This window comes from Streptomyces sp. NPDC017246 (genome assembly GCF_044331325.1).
Taxonomy (GTDB): Bacteria; Actinomycetota; Actinomycetes; order Streptomycetales; family Streptomycetaceae; genus Streptomyces.
In genome coordinates this window covers 94,908-115,718 of sequence record NZ_JBIRMW010000016.1, presented here as the reverse complement: position 1 = coordinate 115,718, position 20,811 = coordinate 94,908, and the positions used below count along the sequence as shown (strand labels likewise).

At 73.3% G+C, this 20,811-nt stretch carries 16 protein-coding genes; 13 read left to right on the top strand and 3 right to left on the bottom strand.

Annotation, left to right across the window (positions count from 1 at the left end; all coding sequences use genetic code 11):
• The first annotated feature begins 148 nt into the window (after window positions 1-148).
• The 5 genes from ACH4MY_RS30735 (at window position 149) to sucD (ending at window position 7,504) form a co-directional block, all read left to right on the top strand.
• Window positions 149-1,306, top strand: coding sequence for an AAA family ATPase (locus ACH4MY_RS30735; RefSeq protein WP_398007001.1), 1,158 nt, complete (start codon window positions 149-151; stop codon window positions 1,304-1,306).
• On the top strand, window positions 1,303-3,729 hold the full coding sequence (locus tag ACH4MY_RS30730) for a DUF5682 family protein (protein ID WP_398006999.1): 2,427 nt from the start codon (window positions 1,303-1,305) through the stop codon (window positions 3,727-3,729). The genes ACH4MY_RS30735 and ACH4MY_RS30730 overlap by 4 nt, the downstream gene beginning before the upstream one ends.
• Entirely contained in the window at window positions 3,726-4,943 is a 1,218-nt protein-coding gene (locus tag ACH4MY_RS30725; RefSeq protein ID WP_398006997.1) for a VWA domain-containing protein, read from the top strand. The genes ACH4MY_RS30730 and ACH4MY_RS30725 overlap by 4 nt, the downstream gene beginning before the upstream one ends.
• Before the next feature lie 477 nt (window positions 4,944-5,420).
• Window positions 5,421-6,599, top strand: coding sequence for an ADP-forming succinate--CoA ligase subunit beta (sucC, locus tag ACH4MY_RS30720; RefSeq protein ID WP_398006996.1), 1,179 nt, complete (start codon window positions 5,421-5,423; stop codon window positions 6,597-6,599).
• Between the two features lie 20 nt (window positions 6,600-6,619).
• Window positions 6,620-7,504 carry a succinate--CoA ligase subunit alpha gene (gene sucD, locus ACH4MY_RS30715; protein ID WP_398006995.1) on the top strand — a complete coding sequence of 295 codons (885 nt, stop codon included), beginning with the start codon at window positions 6,620-6,622 and terminating at the stop codon, window positions 7,502-7,504.
• Window positions 7,505-7,621: 117 nt separating this feature from the next.
• Here the strand turns inward: sucD and ACH4MY_RS30710 are convergent, their stop codons facing one another.
• Window positions 7,622-9,028: a sigma factor-like helix-turn-helix DNA-binding protein gene (locus ACH4MY_RS30710; RefSeq protein WP_398006993.1), complete on the bottom strand. Its 1,407-nt coding sequence runs from the start codon at window positions 9,026-9,028 to the stop codon at window positions 7,622-7,624.
• 119 nt (window positions 9,029-9,147) lie between these two features.
• Between ACH4MY_RS30710 and ACH4MY_RS30705 the strand changes: the two genes are divergently transcribed.
• The gene (locus ACH4MY_RS30705; protein WP_398006992.1) at window positions 9,148-10,749 is read left to right on the top strand and encodes a DUF6350 family protein; all 1,602 of its coding nucleotides are present in this window, start codon (window positions 9,148-9,150) and stop codon (window positions 10,747-10,749) included.
• Between the two features lie 32 nt (window positions 10,750-10,781).
• Here ACH4MY_RS30705 and ACH4MY_RS30700 read toward each other — a convergent pair whose 3' ends face one another.
• Complete coding sequence (locus ACH4MY_RS30700; protein ID WP_398006991.1) at window positions 10,782-11,576, bottom strand: hypothetical protein; 795 nt, start codon at window positions 11,574-11,576, stop codon at window positions 10,782-10,784.
• Between the two features lie 252 nt (window positions 11,577-11,828).
• Here ACH4MY_RS30700 and purN point away from each other — a divergent pair, with 252 nt between their 5' ends.
• From purN to ACH4MY_RS30685, 3 genes are all read left to right on the top strand, one after another.
• The gene (gene purN / locus ACH4MY_RS30695) at window positions 11,829-12,458 is read left to right on the top strand and encodes a phosphoribosylglycinamide formyltransferase (RefSeq protein ID WP_398006989.1); all 630 of its coding nucleotides are present in this window, start codon (window positions 11,829-11,831) and stop codon (window positions 12,456-12,458) included.
• Window positions 12,433-13,998 (top strand): bifunctional phosphoribosylaminoimidazolecarboxamide formyltransferase/IMP cyclohydrolase, encoded by a 1,566-nt coding sequence (gene purH / locus ACH4MY_RS30690; protein WP_398006988.1) that lies wholly within the window; start codon window positions 12,433-12,435, stop codon window positions 13,996-13,998. Before purN ends, purH begins: the two co-directional genes overlap by 26 nt.
• 268 nt (window positions 13,999-14,266) lie before the next feature.
• Window positions 14,267-15,721, top strand: coding sequence for a DUF2079 domain-containing protein (locus tag ACH4MY_RS30685; RefSeq protein WP_398007113.1), 1,455 nt, complete (start codon window positions 14,267-14,269; stop codon window positions 15,719-15,721).
• 70 nt (window positions 15,722-15,791) lie between these two features.
• On the opposite strand, the gene ACH4MY_RS30680 is transcribed toward ACH4MY_RS30685, so the two are convergent.
• Window positions 15,792-16,391 (bottom strand): hypothetical protein, encoded by a 600-nt coding sequence (locus ACH4MY_RS30680; protein WP_398006986.1) that lies wholly within the window; start codon window positions 16,389-16,391, stop codon window positions 15,792-15,794.
• 251 nt (window positions 16,392-16,642) lie between these two features.
• On the opposite strand from ACH4MY_RS30680, the gene ACH4MY_RS30675 reads away from it, so the two are divergent.
• The 4 genes from ACH4MY_RS30675 (at window position 16,643) to ACH4MY_RS30660 (ending at window position 20,655) form a co-directional block, all read left to right on the top strand.
• Window positions 16,643-17,503, top strand: a complete 861-nt coding sequence (locus ACH4MY_RS30675) for a bifunctional methylenetetrahydrofolate dehydrogenase/methenyltetrahydrofolate cyclohydrolase (protein WP_398006984.1) — start codon at window positions 16,643-16,645, stop codon at window positions 17,501-17,503.
• Between the two features lies 1 nt (window position 17,504).
• Window positions 17,505-18,110, top strand: a complete 606-nt coding sequence (locus tag ACH4MY_RS30670) for a DUF3017 domain-containing protein (protein ID WP_398006982.1) — start codon at window positions 17,505-17,507, stop codon at window positions 18,108-18,110.
• 224 nt (window positions 18,111-18,334) lie between these two features.
• Window positions 18,335-19,339, top strand: coding sequence for a DUF2690 domain-containing protein (locus ACH4MY_RS30665; RefSeq protein ID WP_398006981.1), 1,005 nt, complete (start codon window positions 18,335-18,337; stop codon window positions 19,337-19,339).
• Between the two features lie 326 nt (window positions 19,340-19,665).
• Complete coding sequence (locus tag ACH4MY_RS30660; RefSeq protein ID WP_398006980.1) at window positions 19,666-20,655, top strand: malate dehydrogenase; 990 nt, start codon at window positions 19,666-19,668, stop codon at window positions 20,653-20,655.
• Window positions 20,656-20,811: the final 156 nt, after the last annotated feature.

Sequence of the window (20,811 nt, the reverse complement as noted above, 5' to 3'; positions counted from 1 at the left end):
CGTCCCGACGGAGGGCTGACCCTCCATCACCCCTCCATCACCCCTTCATGAACCCTCCAACTGCCTCTGACCAGCGGTGACATCCGATTGTCAGAGGCATGGTGCACCGTGGATCGCACAGCAGGTCGAACGATCTGGAGGGGGATCCATGCCCGTGCCCGAAACCATCGCGCAGCCCGGTTCCGGTGTCGAGACGGACACCGGAACCGGGCGGCCGCAGGCCGTGACCGAAGCCCTGCGGCCGCACGCGGAGCACGCCTTCGCCGACGAACTCGCCGCCCTCGCCGCGGCCGACGACCGGCCCCGCCCCGCCCGCTGGCGCCTCTCGCCGTGGGCCGTCGCCACCTATCTCCTCGGCGGCACCCTCCCCGACGGGACGGTGATCACACCCAAGTACGTGGGACCGCGCCGCATCGTGGAGGTCGCCGTCACCACCCTCGCCACCGACCGGGCGCTGCTCCTGCTCGGTGTGCCAGGCACCGCCAAGACCTGGGTCTCCGAGCACCTCGCCGCCGCCGTCAGCGGCGACTCCACCCTCCTCGTCCAGGGCACCGCCGGCACCCCCGAGGAAGCCGTCCGGTACGGCTGGAACTACGCCCAGCTCCTCGCGCACGGCCCCAGCAGGGACGCCCTCGTGCCGAGCCCCGTGATGCGGGCCATGTCGCGGGGCATGACGGCACGGGTGGAGGAGCTCACCCGTATCCCCGCCGACGTCCAGGACACGCTCATCACGATCCTGTCCGAGAAGACCCTCCCCGTCCCCGAGCTGGGCCAGGAGGTGCAGGCCGTCCCCGGCTTCAACCTGATCGCCACGGCCAACGACCGCGACCGAGGCGTCAACGAACTCTCCAGCGCGCTGCGCCGCCGCTTCAACACGGTGGTCCTGCCCCTCCCCGCGACCCCCGAGGCCGAGGTCGACATCGTCGCCCGCCGCGTCGAGCAGCTCGGCCACTCCCTCGCACTGCCCTCCGTACCGGACGGGGCCGACGAGATCCGCCGGGTCGTCACCGTCTTCCGCGAGCTGCGCGACGGGGTCACCACCGACGGACGGACCAGGGTCAAGTCCCCCTCGGGGACGCTCTCCACGGCCGAGGCCATCTCCGTCGTCACGGGCGGCCTCGCCCTCGCCGCCCACTTCGGCGACGGCGTCCTGCGCCCGGCGGACATCGCGGCGGGCATCCTCGGCGCGGTCGTCCGCGACCCGGCGGCCGACCGGGTCGTGTGGCAGGAGTATCTGGAGACGGTGGTCAGGGAGAGAGACGGCTGGAAGGACTTCTACCGCGCCTGCCGCGAGGTGAGCGTATGACGGCCGCGGCGGTCCGGGACACCGCCGTCGGCGTCCCCGTCCCGACGGTCCCGACGGTCCCGACGGTCCCGACGGTCCCGGCGGTCCCGACGGTCCCGACGGTCCCGACGGTCCCGACGGTCCCGGCGGTCCCGGTGCGGCGCGGAGCCGAGGGCGCGGCGCGGGCCGGCGGGGGGCCGCTCGTGCTCGGGGTGCGGCATCACGGGCCCGGGTCGGCGCGCGGGGTGCGGGCCGCCCTGGACGCGGAGAAGCCCGCCGCCGTACTCGTCGAGGGCCCCGCAGAGGCCGACGCCCTCGTGGCGCTCGCCGGCGATCCCGGCATGCGGCCGCCGGTCGCGCTGCTCGCCCACGCCGTGGACGACCCCGGGCGGGCCTCGTTCTGGCCGATGGCCGAGTTCTCCCCGGAGTGGGTCGCGATCCGCTGGGCCCTCGACCGGGGCGCCGCCGTCCGGTTCATCGACCTGCCCGCCGCACACACCCTCGCCGCGGCCGACCCCACCTGGGACGACGGGGAGGACGAGGTCTCCGGGAGCGGCCTGCGGATCGACCCGGTCGCCGAACTGGCCAGGGCCGCCGGGTACGAGGACGCCGAGCGCTGGTGGGAGGACGTCGTCGAACTGCGCGGCGACGGCGACGCCGTCGCCCCCTTCGAGGCCCTCGCCGAGGCCATGGGCGCGCTCCGCGAGGCGTACGGGCACGGCGGCCATCCCCGCGACCTCGTCCGCGAGGCGTACATGCGGCTCCGGCTGCGCGCCGCCCGCAAGGAGTTCGGCGACGCCGTCGCCGTCGTCTGCGGCGCCTGGCACGTTCCCGCCCTCACCCGGAAGACCACCGTCACCGCCGACCGGGCCCTGCTCAAGGGCCTGCCGAAGGTGAAGACCGAGATGACCTGGGTCCCCTGGACCCATCGCAGGCTCGCCCGCCGCTCGGGATACGGCGCCGGGATCGACGCGCCCGGCTGGTACGGACACCTCTTCGCCGCGCCCGACCGGCCCCTGGAGCGCTGGATGACCAAGGTCGCCGGACTCCTCAGGGCCGAGGACCACCTCGTCTCTCCCGCCCATGTCATCGAGGCCGTCCGGCTCGCCGAGAGCCTCGCCGCCCTGCGCGGCCGACCGGCACCCGGCCTCGACGAGACCACCGACGCCGTCCGTGCCGTCCTGTGCGAGGGCTCCGACGTGCCGCTCGACCTCGTCCGGGACCGCCTCGTCGTCGGCGACGTCCTCGGCGAGGTCCCGGCCGGCGCCCCCGCCGTCCCCCTCCAGCGCGATCTGGCCCGCCGCCAGCGCAGCCTGCGCCTCAAGCCCGAGGCCACGGAACGCGACCTCGAACTCGACCTCCGCAAAGAGATGGACGGAGACCGCAGCCGGCTGCTGCACCGGCTGCGCCTCCTCGGTGTCGGCTGGGGCGAACCGGCCGCCGGACGCGCCGGCACCGGCACCTTCCGGGAGACCTGGCGGCTGCGCTGGGAGCCCGAGCTGCACGTCCAGGTCGCCGAGGCCGGCGTCTGGGGCACCACCGTCGAGGCCGCCGCCACCGCCAGGGCCCGGTCCAGGGCCCTGGCGGCGACGGCCCTCGCCGACGTCACCGCCCTCGCGGAGCACTGCCTCCTCGCCGGGCTGGGCGACGCGCTCCCCGTCGTGATGCGGGCGCTCGCCGACCGGGCCGCGCTCGACACGGACGTCGCCCATCTCGCCCAGGCCCTCCCGGCCCTCGCCCGCTCACTGCGCTACGGCGATGTCCGCGGCACCGACACCGCGGCCCTCGCCGAGGTCGCCGCGGGCCTCGCCGAACGGATCTGTGTCGGCCTGCCGCCCGCCTGCGCCGGACTCGACGCCGACGCGGCCACCGCCATGCGCGAGCGGATCGACGAGGTCCACCAGGCCCTCGGCCTGCTGCCCGGCGCGGACGAGCTGACCGTCCGCTGGGCGGGCGTCCTGCGCCGGCTCGCCGACCGCGACCGGATACCGGGCATCCTCAGGGGCCGGGCAGCCCGGCTCCTCCTGGACGAGGGACGGATCGCCGACGACGAGGCCGCCCTGCTCATGAGCAGGGCCCTGTCGCCCGGCACCCCGCCGGCCGACGCCGCCGCCTGGATCGACGGCTTCGCCGGCGGGGCCTCCGGTGGCGGACTGCTGCTGGTCCACGACGAGCGGCTCCTCGGCCTGGTCGACGCCTGGCTCACGGGTGTGCCGGCCGAGGCGTTCACCGATGTCCTCCCGCTGCTGCGCCGCACCTTCTCGGGATACGAGCCGGGTGTGCGCCGCACCCTCGGCGAGCTGGTCGCCCGGGGCCCCGGCGCCGGCGGCCCGGCGCACTCCGTGCCCGGCGTCCCCGGCTTCGCCCCCACGCTCGACCGGGAACGGGCGGACGCCGTACTGCCCCTGCTCCACCTCGTCCTCGGCACGGAGGCCCTCGCATGACCACCGACACGAGGACCGGCACCGACACGAGCACCGGCACGGGCCCGGCCGCCGGCGCGGCGGCGAGCGCGGCGGACGAGCGGCTGCGGCGCTGGCGGCTCGTGCTCGGCGGAGGGGAGGCCGACGGCACCGGCCGGGCCCTCACCGGCACCGACGCCGCCATGGACGGAGCCCTCACCGCGCTCTACGGCCGCGGGAGCCAGGGCGGCGACCGCACCGGACGGGACCGCTCGGCGGGGCTGGGCGCCTCGGCGCCCTCCGTCGCCCGCTGGCTCGGCGACATCCGTACGTACTTCCCCAGCTCCGTCGTCCAGGTCATGCAGCGCGACGCGATCGACCGCCTCGGCCTGGCCACCCTCCTCCTGGAGCCGGAGATGCTGGAGGCCGTCGAGGCCGACGTGCACCTCGTCGGCACCCTGCTCTCCCTCCACAAGGCCATGCCCGAGACGACCAGGGAGACCGCCCGCGCCGTGGTGCGCAAGGTCGTCGACGACCTTGAGCGGCGCCTCGCCACCCGCACCCGCGCGACCCTGACCGGCGCCCTCGACCGCTCCGCCCGGATCAGCCGGCCCCGGCACCGGGACATCGACTGGGACCGTACGATCCGCGCCAACCTCAAGAACTATCTGCCCGAGCACCGCACGGTCGTCCCCGAGCGGCTCGTCGGCCACGGGCGCGCCTCCCGGTCGCTACGGAAGGAGGTCGTCCTCTGTATCGACCAGTCCGGCTCCATGGCCGCCTCCGTCGTCTACGCCTCCGTCTTCGGCGCGGTGCTCGCCTCCATGCGGTCGATCGCCACCCGGCTCGTCGTCTTCGACACGGCCGTCGTGGACCTGACCGACCGGCTCGACGATCCCGTCGACGTCCTCTTCGGCACGCGGCTCGGCGGTGGCACCGACATCAACCGCGCCCTCGCCCACTGCCAGTCGAGGATCACCCGCCCCGCCGACACCGTCGTCGTCCTCATCAGCGACCTCTACGAGGGGGGCATCCGTGACGAGATGCTGAAGCGGGTCGCGGCGATGAAGGCGTCGGGAGTGCAGTTCGTCGCGCTGCTCGCCCTCTCCGACGAGGGCACCCCGGCGTACGACCGGGACCACGCGGCGGCGCTGGCCGCGCTCGGGACGCCGGCCTTCGCGTGCACGCCGGACCTCTTCCCGGAGGTGATGGCGGCCGCCCTGGAGAAGCGCCCGCTGCCGATACCGGCGACCTGACGGACCGCGACCGCGCTGTCGGGCCCGATCGACCGGCGTCCGCGGCTGTCGACCGGCACCCACGGCTCTCGACCGGCACCCGCGGCTGCGGAATTCGTCGTCGCGGGACCACCCGCACGGGCGCCCCGAGGGTGATTGAGTCCCATATCACATCCGTCTCAGAACGCCCCTCACCTGCGCTTCCGGCGCGCCGTGAGGGGTCGGGAGGCCAAGCCGCGCCTGCTGTGAACGCCGCATGTCCCCACCTCCCGCTCCCTACGGACGGCCCCCTCGCCCCTACGATCTGTGACCCGTATCACCGCTCTGGTGTGATCTGCGATTTAGGGACCCACGTCCCTCGGGGATAACCTGCGAGACGGACATGCCGCGTCCACGGTCACCGTGTACGCCTCCCTTGTGACAGCGCAGTCACGTTGCCCTTCGCGGCACGCCCACGCAGACAACGAACCGCGATCATCAGAAAAGGGACGGACGCGCGTGGACCTGTTCGAGTACCAGGCGAGGGACCTCTTCGCCAAGCACGGTGTACCGGTGCTGGCCGGTGAAGTCATCGACACGCCTGAGGCGGCGCGCGAGGCCACCGAGCGTCTTGGCGGCAAGTCGGTCGTCAAGGCGCAGGTGAAGGTCGGTGGCCGCGGCAAGGCCGGCGGCGTGAAGCTGGCCGCCGACGCGGACGAGGCGGTCGCCCGTGCGACCGACATCCTCGGGATGGACATCAAGGGCCACACGGTCCACAAGGTGATGATCGCCGAGCTGTCCCCGGAGATCGAGGCGGAGTACTACGTCTCGTACCTCCTCGACCGCACCAACCGCACCTTCCTGGCCATGGCCTCGGTGCAGGGCGGCATGGACATCGAGGAGGTCGCGGAGAAGACCCCCGAGGCCCTCGCGAAGGTCCCGGTCAACGCCGTCGAGGGCGTGAGCATCGAGAAGGCCCGCGAGATCGTGGCCCTGGCGAAGTTCCCGGCCGATGTGGCCGAGGGCGTCGCCGAGGCCATGGTGACCCTGTGGGACACCTTCGTCGCCGAGGACGCGCTCCTCGTCGAGGTCAACCCGCTGGTGAAGACCAAGGACGGCCGCATTCTGGCCCTGGACGGCAAGGTGTCTCTCGACGAGAACGCCGACTTCCGTCAGCCCGGGCACGAGGCGCTCGAGGACAAGGCCGCAGCCAACCCGCTCGAGGCTGCCGCCAAGGCCAAGAACCTCAACTACGTCAAGCTCGAGGGCGAGGTCGGCATCATCGGTAACGGTGCCGGTCTGGTCATGTCGACCCTGGACGTCGTCGCGTACGCCGGTGAGAACCACGGCGGCGTGAAGCCGGCCAACTTCCTCGACATCGGTGGCGGCGCCTCCGCCGAGGTCATGGCGAACGGCCTGGAGATCATCCTGGGCGACCCGGACGTCAAGTCCGTGTTCGTCAACGTCTTCGGTGGCATCACCGCCTGTGACGAGGTCGCCAACGGCATCGTCCAGGCCCTGGAGCTCCTCGCCTCGAAGGGCGAAGAGGTCACCAAGCCGCTGGTCGTGCGCCTCGACGGCAACAACGCGGAGCTGGGTCGCAAGATCCTGTCGGACGCGAACCACCCGCTCGTGCAGCGCGTGGACACCATGGACGGCGCGGCCGACAAGGCCGCCGAGCTCGCGGCTGCGAAGTAAGGGACGAGGTCAAGCACACCATGGCTATCTTCCTCACCAAGGACAGCAAGGTCATCGTCCAGGGCATGACCGGTGCCACGGGCATGAAGCACACCAAGCTCATGCTGGCCGACGGCACCAACATCGTCGGTGGCGTGAACCCGCGCAAGGCCGGCACGACCGTCGACTTCGACGGCACCGAGGTCCCGGTCTTCGGCTCCGTCGCCGAGGCGATGAAGGAGACCGGCGCCAACGTCTCGGTCCTCTTCGTCCCGCCGGCGTTCGCGAAGGCCGCCGTGGTCGAGGCGATCGACGCCGAGATCCCGCTGGCCGTCGTCATCACCGAGGGCATCGCCGTCCACGACTCCGCCGCCTTCTGGGCGTACGCGCAGTCGAAGGGCGACAAGACCCGCATCATCGGCCCGAACTGCCCCGGTCTCATCACCCCGGGCCAGTCCAACGCCGGCATCATCCCGGGCGACATCACGAAGCCGGGCCGCATCGGCCTGGTCTCGAAGTCCGGCACGCTGACGTACCAGATGATGTACGAGCTCCGTGACATCGGCTTCTCGTCCGCCGTCGGCATCGGTGGCGACCCGGTCATCGGCACCACGCACATCGACGCCCTCGCGGCGTTCGAGGCGGACCCCGACACCGACCTGATCGTCATGATCGGTGAGATCGGCGGCGACGCCGAGGAGCGTGCGGCCGACTTCATCAAGGCCAACGTCACCAAGCCGGTCGTCGGCTACGTCGCGGGCTTCACCGCGCCCGAGGGCAAGACCATGGGCCACGCCGGCGCCATCGTCTCCGGCTCCTCCGGCACCGCCCAGGCGAAGAAGGAGGCCCTCGAGGCCGCCGGCGTCAAGGTCGGCAAGACGCCGACCGAGACGGCCAAGCTCGCGCGCGCCATCCTCGCGGGCTGATTTCGTCAGGAACACAGCGGCCGCGTCGTCGCGGTTGACGGTCGCAGTCGTACGAGAGGGCCCCGCCCCCGCCCGGTCACCCGGGCGAGGGCGGGGCCCTCTCGCGTACGGCAGCCCCTACTCGGCCGCGGGGATCAGCCGCTCCGGGCCCGGGTTCGGCTCGGAGCGCAGCTTGTCCCTGAGCTCCAGGTCCTCCGTCCGGAGCTTCTGCGGGCCGCCGCGCACCGGGACGCCGTTGACGGTCTCGCCGGGGACGTTCACCGGGATGTAGCGGGTCGGCGCGGTCGCCACCGTGAAGCCGGTGACGCCGATGAGGACCGCCGTCACCCCGAGCACCGCGCGCGTCCAGGTGCGGGAGCGGCGTTCGCTGCCCGTCCGGACCGTGCGGGCGGGCGGGAGCGTCGCCGTCGGCGCCTCCGTGACCAGGGTGCTCAGCCGCCGGTGCAGGGCCTCGGGCTCGGCGAGCTCGGGGACCCGCCGCCCGAGGACGGTGCGGGCGTGCAGCAGCCGGTTGGCGGCCGCGGGGGTGCTCGCCTCGGTCTCGGCCGCCGTCTCCGGCAGGTCGAGGCCGAGTCCGTCGTAGAGCAGGACGGTACGGCGGTACGGCGGCGGCAGTTCGAGGAGCGCGGTGAGCAGCGCCCGCCGGCTCGCCTCGGTGGGCGGGGAGTCGGGGTGCTTGTGGGCGCGGCGCAGCCGGTGCCAGGGGGAGAGGGCGTACTCGTACGCCGTGGCCCGCACCCAGCTCACCGGGTCCGCGTCGACGGCGACCTCGGGCCAGTGCTCCCAGGCGTGGTGGAAGGCGTACTCGACGGACTCGCGGGAGAGCTGTCGGCGGCCGGTCAGCAGGTACGTCTGGTGGACGAGAGCGGGCGCGGCGTGCGCGTACAGCGCGTCGAAGGCCTCCTCGGGGGTGAGGCCCGGTACGGCGGGGGGTCCCACCGGCTCGGGTGCCCGCACCGGCTCCCGGCCGGGCGCCGACCACGGGGCGGGCGTCTCGGCAGCCGTCGGTTTCAGGCGCTCCTGCGGCTTCGCGGGGCTCTTGCGCGCCGGGCCGGGGGCGATGGCCGGGGCCGGGGAGGGCGCCTTCGGCGGCTTGGCGGCCCGCTTGGCGGCGGCCCTGGGCCGCACGGTGGCTGCCGGGGGCTGCGCCGACGCGGGCGCGTGGGTCTGTCCGTGTGACTGCGCCTGGGCGTGTGCCTGGGCGTGCGCCTCCTGCGCTTCCGGCTGTGGTTGTGGCTGGGCCTGCGCATGAGCCTGGGTGTGCGCCTGTGGCTGTGCCTGCCGCCGTACGGGTGAGGACACGTCGTCCGGCTCGTACGTGCCGAGCAGTTTCGCGTATGCCTCGCGCTTGCGGCCCCGGGGCGCCGAGCGCCCGGTCTCCCACGCCTTGACCGTGGCCTTCGTGACGCCCATGGCCTCGGCGACCTGCTCCTCGCTCAGGGCGAGGGCCTCACGCAACCTGCGCCGCTCCTTCGGGGTCGGCAGGGTGACGGAGGATGCGGAATCCGCTGTGCTCCGGCTCATCGGCGTCGACCTCCCGCAGAGCTGCTCTGGGCGGAAAAGTACATAAACGTATCTTGAGCGACACAACGGAGGTTTGCCTGTTACGCGGCAAAAGCGCGTGTCGTTGGCAGCATGACCCCGTGACCCATGTGACCGAGCACCCCCTGGTCCAGGGCGGGCGTTCCGCCGCGCTCGCCACCGCCTGCGTCCGCGGCGCGGTCGCCGCCGGACTCGGTCTCGGCGCCCTCGCGGTCCTGGTGATCGCCGTCTGGATCAGCTCCCCGTACCCCGACAGCGGCCCCGGCGGCGCCCTGCACCTGGCCACCGGCCTCTGGCTGCTCGCCCACGGCGTCGACCTCGTCCGTACGGACACCCTGTCCGGCCTCCCCGCCCCGCTCGGCATCGCCCCCATGCTCGTGGTCGCCCTGCCCGTCTGGCTCGTCCACCGGGCCGTCCGCGACACCCTCGACACGGATGCCGAGGACGACCGGCCACGCCCTTCCGCGAGCGGTGCGGTCGCCGCCGTGGCCGGGGGATACCTCCTGGTCGCGGCCGCCGTCGTGGTCTACGGCGAGAGCGGTCCGCTGCCCGCCGACCTGATCGCCGCGGGGCTCTGGCTGCCCGCCGTCGTCGTCGGCGCGGCGGGGGCGGGCGCCTGGACGGCGCTCGGCCGCCCGCTGCCCGGACAGCGCCAGGCGGCCGCCGCCCTGCGCGCCGCGGGGCTCGGCCTCGTGACGCTGATCGGCGGCGGCGCGGTCGCCGCGGCGGTCTCGCTCGCCCTGCACGCGCGCGAGGCGCAGGCCGCCCACGCGGGGCTCGCGGGGGAGTGGTCGGGGAGCGTGACGGTGCTGCTGCTCGTCCTGGCGCTGCTGCCGAACATGGCCGTGTGGGGAGCCGCGTACGGGCTCGGGCCGGGCTTCACCCTCGGTACGGGTGCGATGGCGACCCCGCTGGGCCTCGCCGGCGACCCGGCCGTGCCGCCCTTCCCGCTCCTTGCCGCGCTGCCCGCGGAGGGCCGCGGCACCTGGCTCCACTGGGCGGTCGTGGCGGTCCCGCTGGCCGCCGCGGCGCTCCAGGGCCGACGCGTGGGCCGCTTGGCGGGGACCTGGACGGCCCGCGACACGGCGCTCACGGCGCTCGGTGCGGCCTGGGGGTGCGGGGCGGCCGTCGCCGTCCTCGCGGGCACGGCGGGCGGCCCGCTCGGCAGCGGCCGGCTCGCCGAGTTCGGTCCTGTGTGGTGGCAGACGGGCGCGGCGACGGTTCTGTGGGGCGCCTGCGTCGGGGTGCCGGTGGCCCTGGGGGTACGGGCCTGGGGCCGTCGAGCGCTCCGCCCGAAGCCCCTGCCGGTGCCCGCGGGGGAGGGGCCGGGTGCGGGGCCGGCGGTCACGTCCGCGTCCGCGAAGGGACGCGTCCCCGGCCGCGTACCGGCGCCCGGCGCCGTACCCCCGTCCACGCCGGACCCTTCGGAGACCGGGAAGACACAGCCGGACAGTGCCGGGACGGTCCCCGCGCCGGCGGCTCCCGCAGGGGCGGCATCCGGCTCCGGCTCGGGCTCAGGTCTCGGTTCCGGCTTCGGAGCCGGTTTCAAAGCCGGCTCCGGCATCGATCTAGGCCCCGACGGCGACCCGTACGGCAGCCGGTACGCCGACCCGTACGGCGACTCCGGCTTCGAGCCCTACGACTACCTTCCGGCGGCCTGGGAACCGGCCTCCCCTCCGCCACCGGCCCCGCCGGCCGACTAGGCGGGCCGACTGGGCCGAACGGGTCGGGACCGCTACTCCCGCACCCCGAAGCCCGCCCGGAGCGGCTTCGGCAGGAGGTCGTTGCAGGCCAGCTGGCCCGCGTGGGTGAGGGCGTCGTCGCGGCACTCGTAGAAGTCGCTGTAGACGAGCTGCATCGTGAAGCCCACCGCGACGATCATCAGAGCCACGCTCGCCGCGACCAGACCGCTGATGGCGGCCGTCCGCATCGAGCGGAGCGGGGCCGCCGTGGCACCCTGCCCCGAAGACCGGCCCGCGCCCTGACCCGAAGCCTGACCCGCGCCCTGACCCGAAGCCCGACCCGGCGTCTGTCCCGAAGGCTGAGACGCCTGCGCGGGTGCCGACTGTGATGTCGGCGACAGCGCGTCGGCCGGCTTCGGCTTGGCGCGCAGCGAGCTGATCGCCCAGTAGAGACCCAGGGCGCCGAGCAGCAGCGCCAGTTCCGGGATCTCGAAGATGGCGAAGAAGAAGGCCCACATGCCCGCGAGGATCGCGTACCGCGCACGCCGCTGCGCCGGGTCCGTCGGGTCCCAGCGGAGCCCCTTGCCGCCGGGTCCGCTCTGACCGGGACCTCCCTCGGGGCCGCCCTGGCCGCCCCCCTGGCGCTCGGGCCCGCGCCCGAATCCGCCGTCCGAGGGGCCTGGCTGCCGCGGGCTCCAGCGGCCGTCGGACGGCCCCGACGGATCCGAGGCCCCGGACGTCTCGTCGTCCGAGCCCTCCGGTCGCCGCGGCTGCCACGGCTGATCCGGCCGGCCCTCGGGCGGCGGCGCGAACGGGTTGTTGTCGTCCGTGGACTGGCGTTCCGGCATCTGCTGAACGTCTTCCCTCTGTCGTCGCGACCACGGCCGCACCCGTGGTCTCCGCTGCTGTCTCGTCTGCTGCTGTCTGCTGATCGTCGGGCGTCGGACCCTGACGCTACCGCCCTGCTCCGCCCCCGTCCCGTGGGGGCCGCCCGGTGTGCCGGTATCGTTGCTGACGGTCGAGCCATTCGTAGGGTTCCCCGTATCGAGCGGCACGATTCGTTCGTACGACCGTACAAACACCACGGAAAGAGTGACCCAGTGGCTGCCGCCCGCCTCGTCGTCCTGGTCTCCGGTTCCGGTACCAATCTGCAGGCCCTCCTCGACGCCGTCGCCGCGGACCCCGAGGGGTACGGCGCGGAGATCGTCGCCGTCGGCGCGGACCGCGACGGCATCGCCGGTCTGGAGCGCGCCGAGCGCGCCGGGCTGCCCACCTTCGTCTGCCGGGTCAAGGACCACGCCGGCCGCGAGGACTGGGACCGCGCGCTGACCGGGGCCACCGCCGCGTACGAGCCGGACCTCGTCGTCTCGGCCGGCTTCATGAAGATCGTCGGCAAGGAGTTCCTCGCCCGCTTCGGCGGCCGGGTCGTCAACACCCACCCGGCTCTGCTCCCCAGTTTTCCCGGTGCCCACGGGGTGCGTGACGCCCTCGCCTACGGCGCGAAGGTCACCGGGTGCACCGTCCACTTCGTCGACGACGGTGTCGACACCGGCCCGATCATCGCCCAGGGCGTGGTCGAGGTGCGGGACGAGGACGATGAAGCCGCTCTGCACGAGCGCATCAAGGAAGTCGAGCGCTCGCTGCTCGTCGACGTCGTGGGGCGACTCGCCCGGCACGGCTATCGCATTGAGGGACGAAAGGTTCATGTCGGTGAACACGGACACCGTTAAGCCCATCCGCCGCGCGCTGGTCAGCGTCTACGACAAGACGGGGCTCGAAGAGCTGGCCCGCGGTCTGCACGAGGCCGGTGTCGAGCTCGTCTCCACCGGCTCCACGGCCGGGAAGATCGCCGCCGCGGGCGTGCCGGTCACCAAGGTCGAGGAGCTCACCGGCTTCCCCGAGTGCCTGGACGGCCGCGTCAAGACCCTCCACCCGCGCGTGCACGCCGGCATCCTCGCCGACCTGCGCCTGGAGTCGCACCGCGAGCAGCTCGCCGAGCTCGGCGTGGAGCCCTTCGACCTGGTCGTCGTGAACCTCTACCCGTTCAAGGAGACCGTCGCCTCCGGCGCCACTCCCGACGAGTGCGTCGAGCAGATCGACATCGGCGGCCCGTCCATGGTCCGCGCCGCGGCCAAGAACCACCCGTCCGTGGCGATCGTCACCAGCCCCGAGCGGTACGCCGACGTGCTCGCCGCCGTCCAGGCCGGCGGCTTCGACCTGACCGCCCGCAAGCGGCTCGCCGGTGAGGCCTTCCAGCACACCGCCGCGTACGACGTGGCCGTGGCCTCCTGGTTCGCCGACGACTACGCCGCCGCCGACGACTCGGGCTTCCCCGACTTCCTGGGTGCCACGTACGAGCGGAACAACGTCCTGCGGTACGGCGAGAACCCGCACCAGGGCGCCGCGCTCTACGTCGACGGCACGGGCGGCCTCGCCGAGGCCGAGCAGCTGCACGGCAAGGAGATGTCGTACAACAACTACACGGACACCGACGCCGCGCGCCGGGCCGCGTACGACCACACCGAGCCCTGCGTCGCGATCATCAAGCACGCCAACCCGTGCGGCATCGCGATCGGCGCCGATGTCGCCGAGGCCCACCGCAGGGCGCACGCCTGCGACCCGCTGTCCGCGTTCGGCGGCGTCATCGCCGTCAACCGTCCGGTCTCGGTCGCGATGGCCGAGCAGGTCGCGGAGATCTTCACCGAGGTCATCGTCGCCCCGGCGTACGAGGACGGCGCGGTCGAGGTCCTCGCGAAGAAGAAGAACATCCGCGTGCTGAAGGCCGAGGGCGCCCCGAGCAACCCCGTCGAGGTCAAGCCGATCGACGGCGGCGCGCTGCTCCAGGTCACCGACCGCCTCCAGGCCGAGGGCGACGACCCGGCGAACTGGACCCTCGCGACCGGCGAGGCCCTCTCCGCCGAGGAGCTCGCCGAGCTCTCCTTCGCCTGGAAGGCCTGCCGCGCGGTCAAGTCCAACGCGATCCTGCTCTCCAAGGACGGCGCCTCGGTCGGCGTCGGCATGGGCCAGGTCAACCGCGTCGACTCCGCGAAGCTCGCGGTCGAGCGGGCCGGCGAGGAGCGGGCGCGTGGCTCCTACGCGGCCTCGGACGCCTTCTTCCCCTTCCCGGACGGTCTGGAGATCCTCACCGCGGCCGGTGTGAAGGCGGTCGTGCAGCCGGGCGGCTCGATGCGTGACGAGCTGGTGATCGAGGCGGCGAAGAAGGCCGGCGTGACGATGTACCTCACGGGGACGCGCCACTTCTTCCACTGAGCCGAGCGGACAGCGGGCGGCCCGCCGGTACCCCAGGGGTACCGGCGGGCCGCCCGTCGCTCGTCGCACCGGTACGCGGCCTCAGGCCCGGCACTCCGCGACGAACGCAGAACGTCACCGCCCGGGTCCGGAGTGCGACGGGAGGCCGCGCGGCGCCCCAGGGGGCCGTCGGAGGGGTCGTACGGCCCTGGCGGCGTCAGATCCGCCGATCGGGTGGACTCTGGTCTAATGGGTTGCTCTTTTGTCGACCACTGGTAGTGGGGGCGTGGTGTTGGACGTACAGAACAGGTCCGCCGAGGAGGCCGTCACCGGCTCTCCGGGCGCCGCCGCCACCGAGTCGCCGGACGGCCTCTCACCGGCCCCGCTCCGCCCGTACCTGATCCTCGCCGCGGTCCTCTGCGGTCTGTACTTCCTCTACTCCTGGATCCAGTACGCGCACTTCCGCACCCCGTCATGGGACCTCGGGATCTTCGGGCAGTCCGTCCGGGCGTACGCCGAGTTCCGCTCCCCGATCGTCGACATCAAGGGCCCCGGCTTCCACATACTCGGCGACCACTTCAGCCCGGTCACCGCGCTCCTCGCGCCGCTGTACTGGATCTGGCCCTCGCCGGTGGCCCTGCTCTTCGGCCAGGCCGCGCTGTTCGCCGCCGGCGCCGTCGTCGTCGGCCGCACCACCCAGCAGATCCTCGGCAGCAGGGCCGCCGGCATCGGACTCGCCCTCGCGTACGGGCTCTCCTGGGGCCTCCAGGAAGCGGTCAAGTCAGACTTCCACGAGATCGCCTTCGCCGTCCCGCTGCTCGCCCTGACCTGCCGGGCCCTGCTCCTCGGACGCTGGACCGCCGCCGTCGCCTGGTCCGTCCCGCTCGTCCTCGTCAAGGAGGACATGGGGCTGACCGTCTCCATGGTCGGCGTGGTCCTCTTCCTCAAGGGACAGAAGCGGCTCGGCGCGGCCCTGGCCGGCTTCGGCGCGGCGGCCTTCGCGCTGACGGTCCTCGTCCTGATCCCGGCGGCGAGCCGGGTCGGCGAGTACGACTACTGGTCGAAGATCGAGAAGACCGGGCAGGGCACCGAGACCTCCTTCGGGCAGGTCGTCGGCGACGCCCTCGCCTCGGGCGAGCGGTGGGAGATGGTGGTCTTCCTGCTCGCGATCACCGGCTTCCTCGCCCTGCGCTCCCCGCTGATCCTGCTCGTCCTGCCCACGCTGGGCTGGCGCTTCCTCTCCCAGGACCCCAACCACTGGGGCATGCACTGGCACTACAGCGCCATCCTCATGCCGGTGGTCTTCCTGGCCCTGGTGGACGGCGTCCGCTCGGTGCGCACCTCACCGCGCGCGTGGCTCGTCTCGTACGGGAAGGTCGTCGTCCCGGTCGCGACGGCGGTCGCCCTCGTGCTCGCCGCGAACCTGCCGCTGCGGGAGCTGACGAAGCCGGAGACGTACCGGACGGACACCCGGACCGAGCAGGCGCGGGCGGCGGTGGACGCGGTGCCCGAGGGCGCGAGCGTGGAGGCCGACGTCTCGCTCCTCGCGCACCTCACGGCGGACCACAGGGTCTACTGGGTGGGCACGTCGAAGGGCGCCACCCCGGACTATCTCGCCTTCGACCTGCGCGGCTGGTCGCAGCAGGTCACGGACCCGGAGCAGCTGGCTTCCCAACTGCATCCGGAGGCGCGGTACGAGATCACCCACCGCTCCGAAGGCTTCGCGGTCCTGAAGCGGGTCTGAAGCGGGTCCGGCACGCTGGACATGGCTGGGGCCCGGTTCCGTACGGAACCGGGCCCCAGCCGTCGGTGGATCAGTACTGCTGCTTGTTGCGGTTGAACCAGGCCGAGCCGTCCGACTTCGCCACGAATACGATGATCAGGACGCCGAGGGCGAGGCTCACGATGCCGAGCGGCAGCGAGAAGAGGCTGAACAGCACGGCGAACGCGCCCCAGACGATGGAGCCGATCCGGACGCCGTTGCCGCCGGACTTGAACTTGGCGGCGAGCACCATGCCGAAGACGGCGAAGAGGAGCGAGACGATGCCCGCGCCGATCAGGATGCCCTGACCCAGGTCCGCGAAGGCCTCGGCGTCGGCGGACGAGGCGCCCGACTTCTCGAGCTCGCTGTCGACGGCGAAGGAGATGGCGATCGCCGCGATGCCGCCGAGCACGTTGAACGCGCCGAGGATCCACAGCATGACGCGCGCGGCCTTCACGCCACCGGGCATCTCCATGACCGCGCCCGGGTAGCCGCCCCCGCCGTACGGCGAGACCGGCGGGGCCGCGGGGTAGCCGTAGCCCTGCTGCGGCGGCACGCCCTGGGGGGCCTGCTGCGGGTAGCCGTAACCGGGCTGCTGGCCCTGGCCCTGACCCTGCTGGCCGTACGGGTTGTTCGGGTCACCGAAGCTCATCGCGGGTTTCCTCCGTGAAATTTCTCTGTGCGGGGACGACGCGGCCCGCGCGGAGGACTTTTCACGGGATGTGAGCGGATTCCCCCCGGCACTTTCCGCGGTACTTCGTCGATCATCGTGGTCGCAACGTCGACTTTTTGTCCAGTCGATACGCAGCGGAGTTGTGCAAGTGCAACCTGTCGTTCCGTGTGACGGGCCTTCCGGCACGAGCGAATTGGAACAAGGCGGGGGTCATCCGGGAGGATGTCTCCATGAGCGCCCAGATTCTCGATGGCAAGGCCACCGCAGCCGCGATCAAGTCCGATCTGACCGTCCGTGTGGCGGCCCTCAAGGAGCAGGGCATCACACCGGGACTCGGTACCGTCCTGGTCGGCGACGATCCGGCCAGCCAGAAGTACGTGGCGGGCAAGCACCGCGACTGCGCCCAGGTCGGCATCGCCTCCCTCCAGCGCCACCTTCCGGCGACCGCCACGCAGGAGGAGATCGAGGCGGTCGTCCGCGAGCTCAACGAGGACCCGACCTGCACCGGGTACATCGTCCAGCTCCCGCTGCCGAAGGGCATCGACGAGAACCGCATCCTGGAGCTGATGGACCCGGCCAAGGACGCCGACGGTCTCCACCCGACCAACCTCGGCCGGCTCGTGCTCAACGAGCCCGCCCCGCTGCCCTGCACGCCGAACGGCGTCATCACGCTGCTCCGCGCGCACGGCGTGGAGATCAACGGCGCGGAGGTCGTGGTCGTCGGCCGCGGTGTCACCATCGGCCGTCCGATGCCGCTGATCCTCACCCGCCGCTCCGAGAACGCCACCGTGACCCAGTGCCACACCGGGACCCGGGACCTCTCCGCCCACCTGCGCAACGCCGACATCATCGTCGCGGCCGCCGGTGTGCCGCACCTGATCAAGCCGGAGGACGTGAAGCCGGGCGCGGCCGTCCTCGACGTCGGTGTCTCGCGCGACGGCGAGGGCAAGATCCTCGGCGATGTGGACCCCGGCGTCGCCGAGGTGGCCGGCTGGATCTCCCCGAACCCCGGCGGTGTCGGCCCGATGACCCGCGCGCAGCTCCTCATCAACGTCGTCGAGGCCGCCGAGCGCGCGGCCGCGGCGCTCTGACGTGACCTCCGGGACCCCGGGGACGGCCGGGAATCCGGACGGGGCGGACGCGGACGCGAACGTGGACACGCCGTCCGGCGAGGCGGAGGCCGCCGCCGGTGCCTCTGCCGGTGCCTCTGCTGACGCCTCTGCCGACGCCTCCTCCGCCTCCCCCGACGGCGCTTCCGTCGACGCCGCCGACGGTGCCTCGGCCGGCGCCCTCGTCGGTGGCCCGCGGAGGCGGCCGCCCACCGTGACGACCGGTACCGCGCGCCCCGAGGGCGGCGGCCGGGCGGCCGCCGGTGACGCCCCCGCGCCCGCCCGTCAGTGGCCGCTGCTCACCGTGCTCGGTCTCGCCGGACTCGGTCTGCTCGTGGTGGGCACGGACGCGTTCCCGCAGGCCTTCCGGATCGGGGTGATCCTGGTCGGGGCCGCGCTCCTCGTAGGGGCCGCGATGCGCCGGGTCCTGCCCTCGGTGGGCATGCTCGCCGTACGGTCCCGCTTCACGGACATGATCACGTACGGGGTGATGGGTGGCCTGATCGTGCTGCTCGCGCTCATGGTGCAGCCGGAGCCCTGGCTGAAGATTCCGTTCCTGGAGGACGTCCTCCACCTCACGGTCACCTAGCCCGGATCGTACGAGGCACGGCGCCCGCCCTCTCCCCCGTGGGAGGGCGGGCGCCGCTGCGATCAAGGGTCATGTACGTGCCAATGCGGGTTCAAGGTCCGTCGGCGCGCTGTGGCACGGAAGTGACCATTCCGCTACCTCGGCTCCGCATCCGGGGGCGCGCATCGCTCCTGGACCTGCCATCCTTCGGGAAGCAGGGGAGGCACGGGACAAGGGGGGCGCACATGCCTGGCTGGAAGTCACTGCCGGACGAACTCGACCCGGACGTCCGTGCGTTCACGGAGCGGCTCCGCCGTCTGATCGACCGCAGCGGCCTCGGCGTCACGGCCGTCGCCGAACGCACCGGACGCGAACGGTCCGCGTGGGACTCGTATCTGAACGCGCGTCAGCCCGCGCCCCGCGCCGCCGTCGTGGCACTCGCCGAGGTGACCGGAACCGACCCGGCGGCCCTCGCGACCGACGGGGAGCACGCGGAACGCGCCTGGGCCCGCGCCGCCGCCCTCACCGGCGGGCAGGGCGATGCCCCCGCCCCCGCCCCCGCGCCCGAGGACGGCGACGGAGTCCCCGGCGCCGACCGCACCATGGAGATCCGGCGCCTCGACCGGCCCCGCCCGGCGGCGACCTCGGGCGCCGACGCCGCCGTGCCCCCGCCCCGTATCCCCGCGCCCGACGCCGCCGCACCCCCCGCCCGCACCTCCGACTCCCGCCGCCGCGCCGTCCTCCTCTACGCCGCCGGGATCGTGGGTGCCCTGCTCGTGGTCACCGCCGCGCTGCTCCTCGTCGACCTGGGAGGTTCCGACGGCGAGGACGACCCCGTGGCCGCCCCGCCCACCACCACCGCCCCACCCGCCACACAGCGCGCCAGCCTTCCCCCGGGGGTGAACTGCTCGGGTCCCGACTGCACCGGACAGGACCCGGAGGCCATGGGGTGCGGCGGCCCGCTCGCCACCACCGTCGCCCTCGCCCGCGTGGGCGACGCCCGGGTCGAGGTCCGCTACAGCGCCACCTGCGCGGCCGCCTGGGCCCGGATCACCGGTGCCGCGCACGGGGACACCGTCACCGTCGAGGCCGGGGAGAGCGTGCGGCGCGCCACCGTGGCCCCGGGCACCGACACGGCGGCGGTGGAGACCGACGCGTACACGCCGATGGTCGCCGTCGGCTCCGCTACGGCCGCGAAGGCCTGCGGGCTGCTCGCGGACGGGAGCGAAGGCTGCACGGCCGACCGCTAGCGGGTGTTGTGGCCGTGCCCACGTGAACTCGCGGGCGCGCAGGTGGGAACCGGTCCGCACGCGGGCGCGTGCCGGTGGACCGGCGCGCGCGGACGGGTCGACACGCGGACGTGAACCCCCGGGAACCCGGGCGTCACCCGGCCTCCGGGAAGGGGCGCGGACGGGCGGCAGTGAGCCGGACCACAAGGGGGTGGGGATTCAGCGGGGCCCGGGTCGGATAGCCTGACCGCTGGATATCTCTTCATGTCGAGACACCGATCGATCAAGAGAGCTATCCCGCACCAGGGGCAGGGACCCCCACCGCCAGCTGTCTTACGGAGATCGCCATGACCCGCACTCCCGTGAATGTCACCGTGACCGGCGCGGCCGGCCAGATCGGCTACGCGCTGCTCTTCCGCATCGCCTCGGGCCACCTGCTCGGCGCGGACGTGCCGGTCAAGCTGCGCCTCCTCGAGATCCCGCAGGGCGTGAAGGCCGCCGAGGGCACCGCCATGGAGCTCGACGACTGCGCGTTCCCGCTGCTCAAGGGCATCGACATCTTCGACGACCCGAGCCAGGGCTTCGAGGGCGCCAACGTCGCGCTGCTCGTCGGCGCCCGCCCGCGTACCAAGGGCATGGAGCGCGGCGACCTGCTCGCCGCCAACGGCGGCATCTTCAAGCCGCAGGGCAAGGCCATCAACGACCACGCCGCGGACGACATCAAGGTCCTCGTCGTCGGCAACCCGGCCAACACCAACGCCCTGATCGCCCAGGCCGCCGCCCCGGACGTGCCGGCCGAGCGCTTCACCGCGATGACCCGCCTGGACCACAACCGCGCGCTCTCGCAGCTCGCGGCCAAGACCGGCGCCTCGGTCGAGGACATCAAGCGCCTCACCATCTGGGGCAACCACTCGGCGACCCAGTACCCGGACATCTTCCACGCGGAGATCGCCGGCAAGAACGCCGCCGAGGTCGTCGGCGACGAGGCGTGGCTGGCCGACACCTTCATCCCGACCGTCGCCAAGCGCGGCGCCGCGATCATCGAGGCCCGTGGCGCGTCCTCCGCCGCCTCCGCCGCGAACGCCGCCATCGACCACGTCCACACGTGGGTCAACGGCACCGCCGCGGGCGACTGGACCTCCATGGGCATCCCGTCGGACGGCTCGTACGGCGTCCCGGAGGGCCTCATCTCCTCCTTCCCCGTCACCACCAAGGACGGCGCGTACGAGATCGTCCAGGGCCTGGAGATCAACGAGTTCTCCCGCACCCGTATCGACGCGTCCGTGGCGGAGCTCGCCGAGGAGCGCGACGCGGTGCGCGAGCTCGGCCTCATCTGAGTCCGAACCCCGGCTCCACGCCCCGGCGTGACGCCAGGCTCCACGCCCCGGCTCCACGCCCGGCGTGACGCCAGCCCCACAGACCCGGCGTCCCCGGGCCGTACGACCGACCGTACGGCCCGGGGGCGCCGTTTCGCTGCCGACACGGAACCCCCA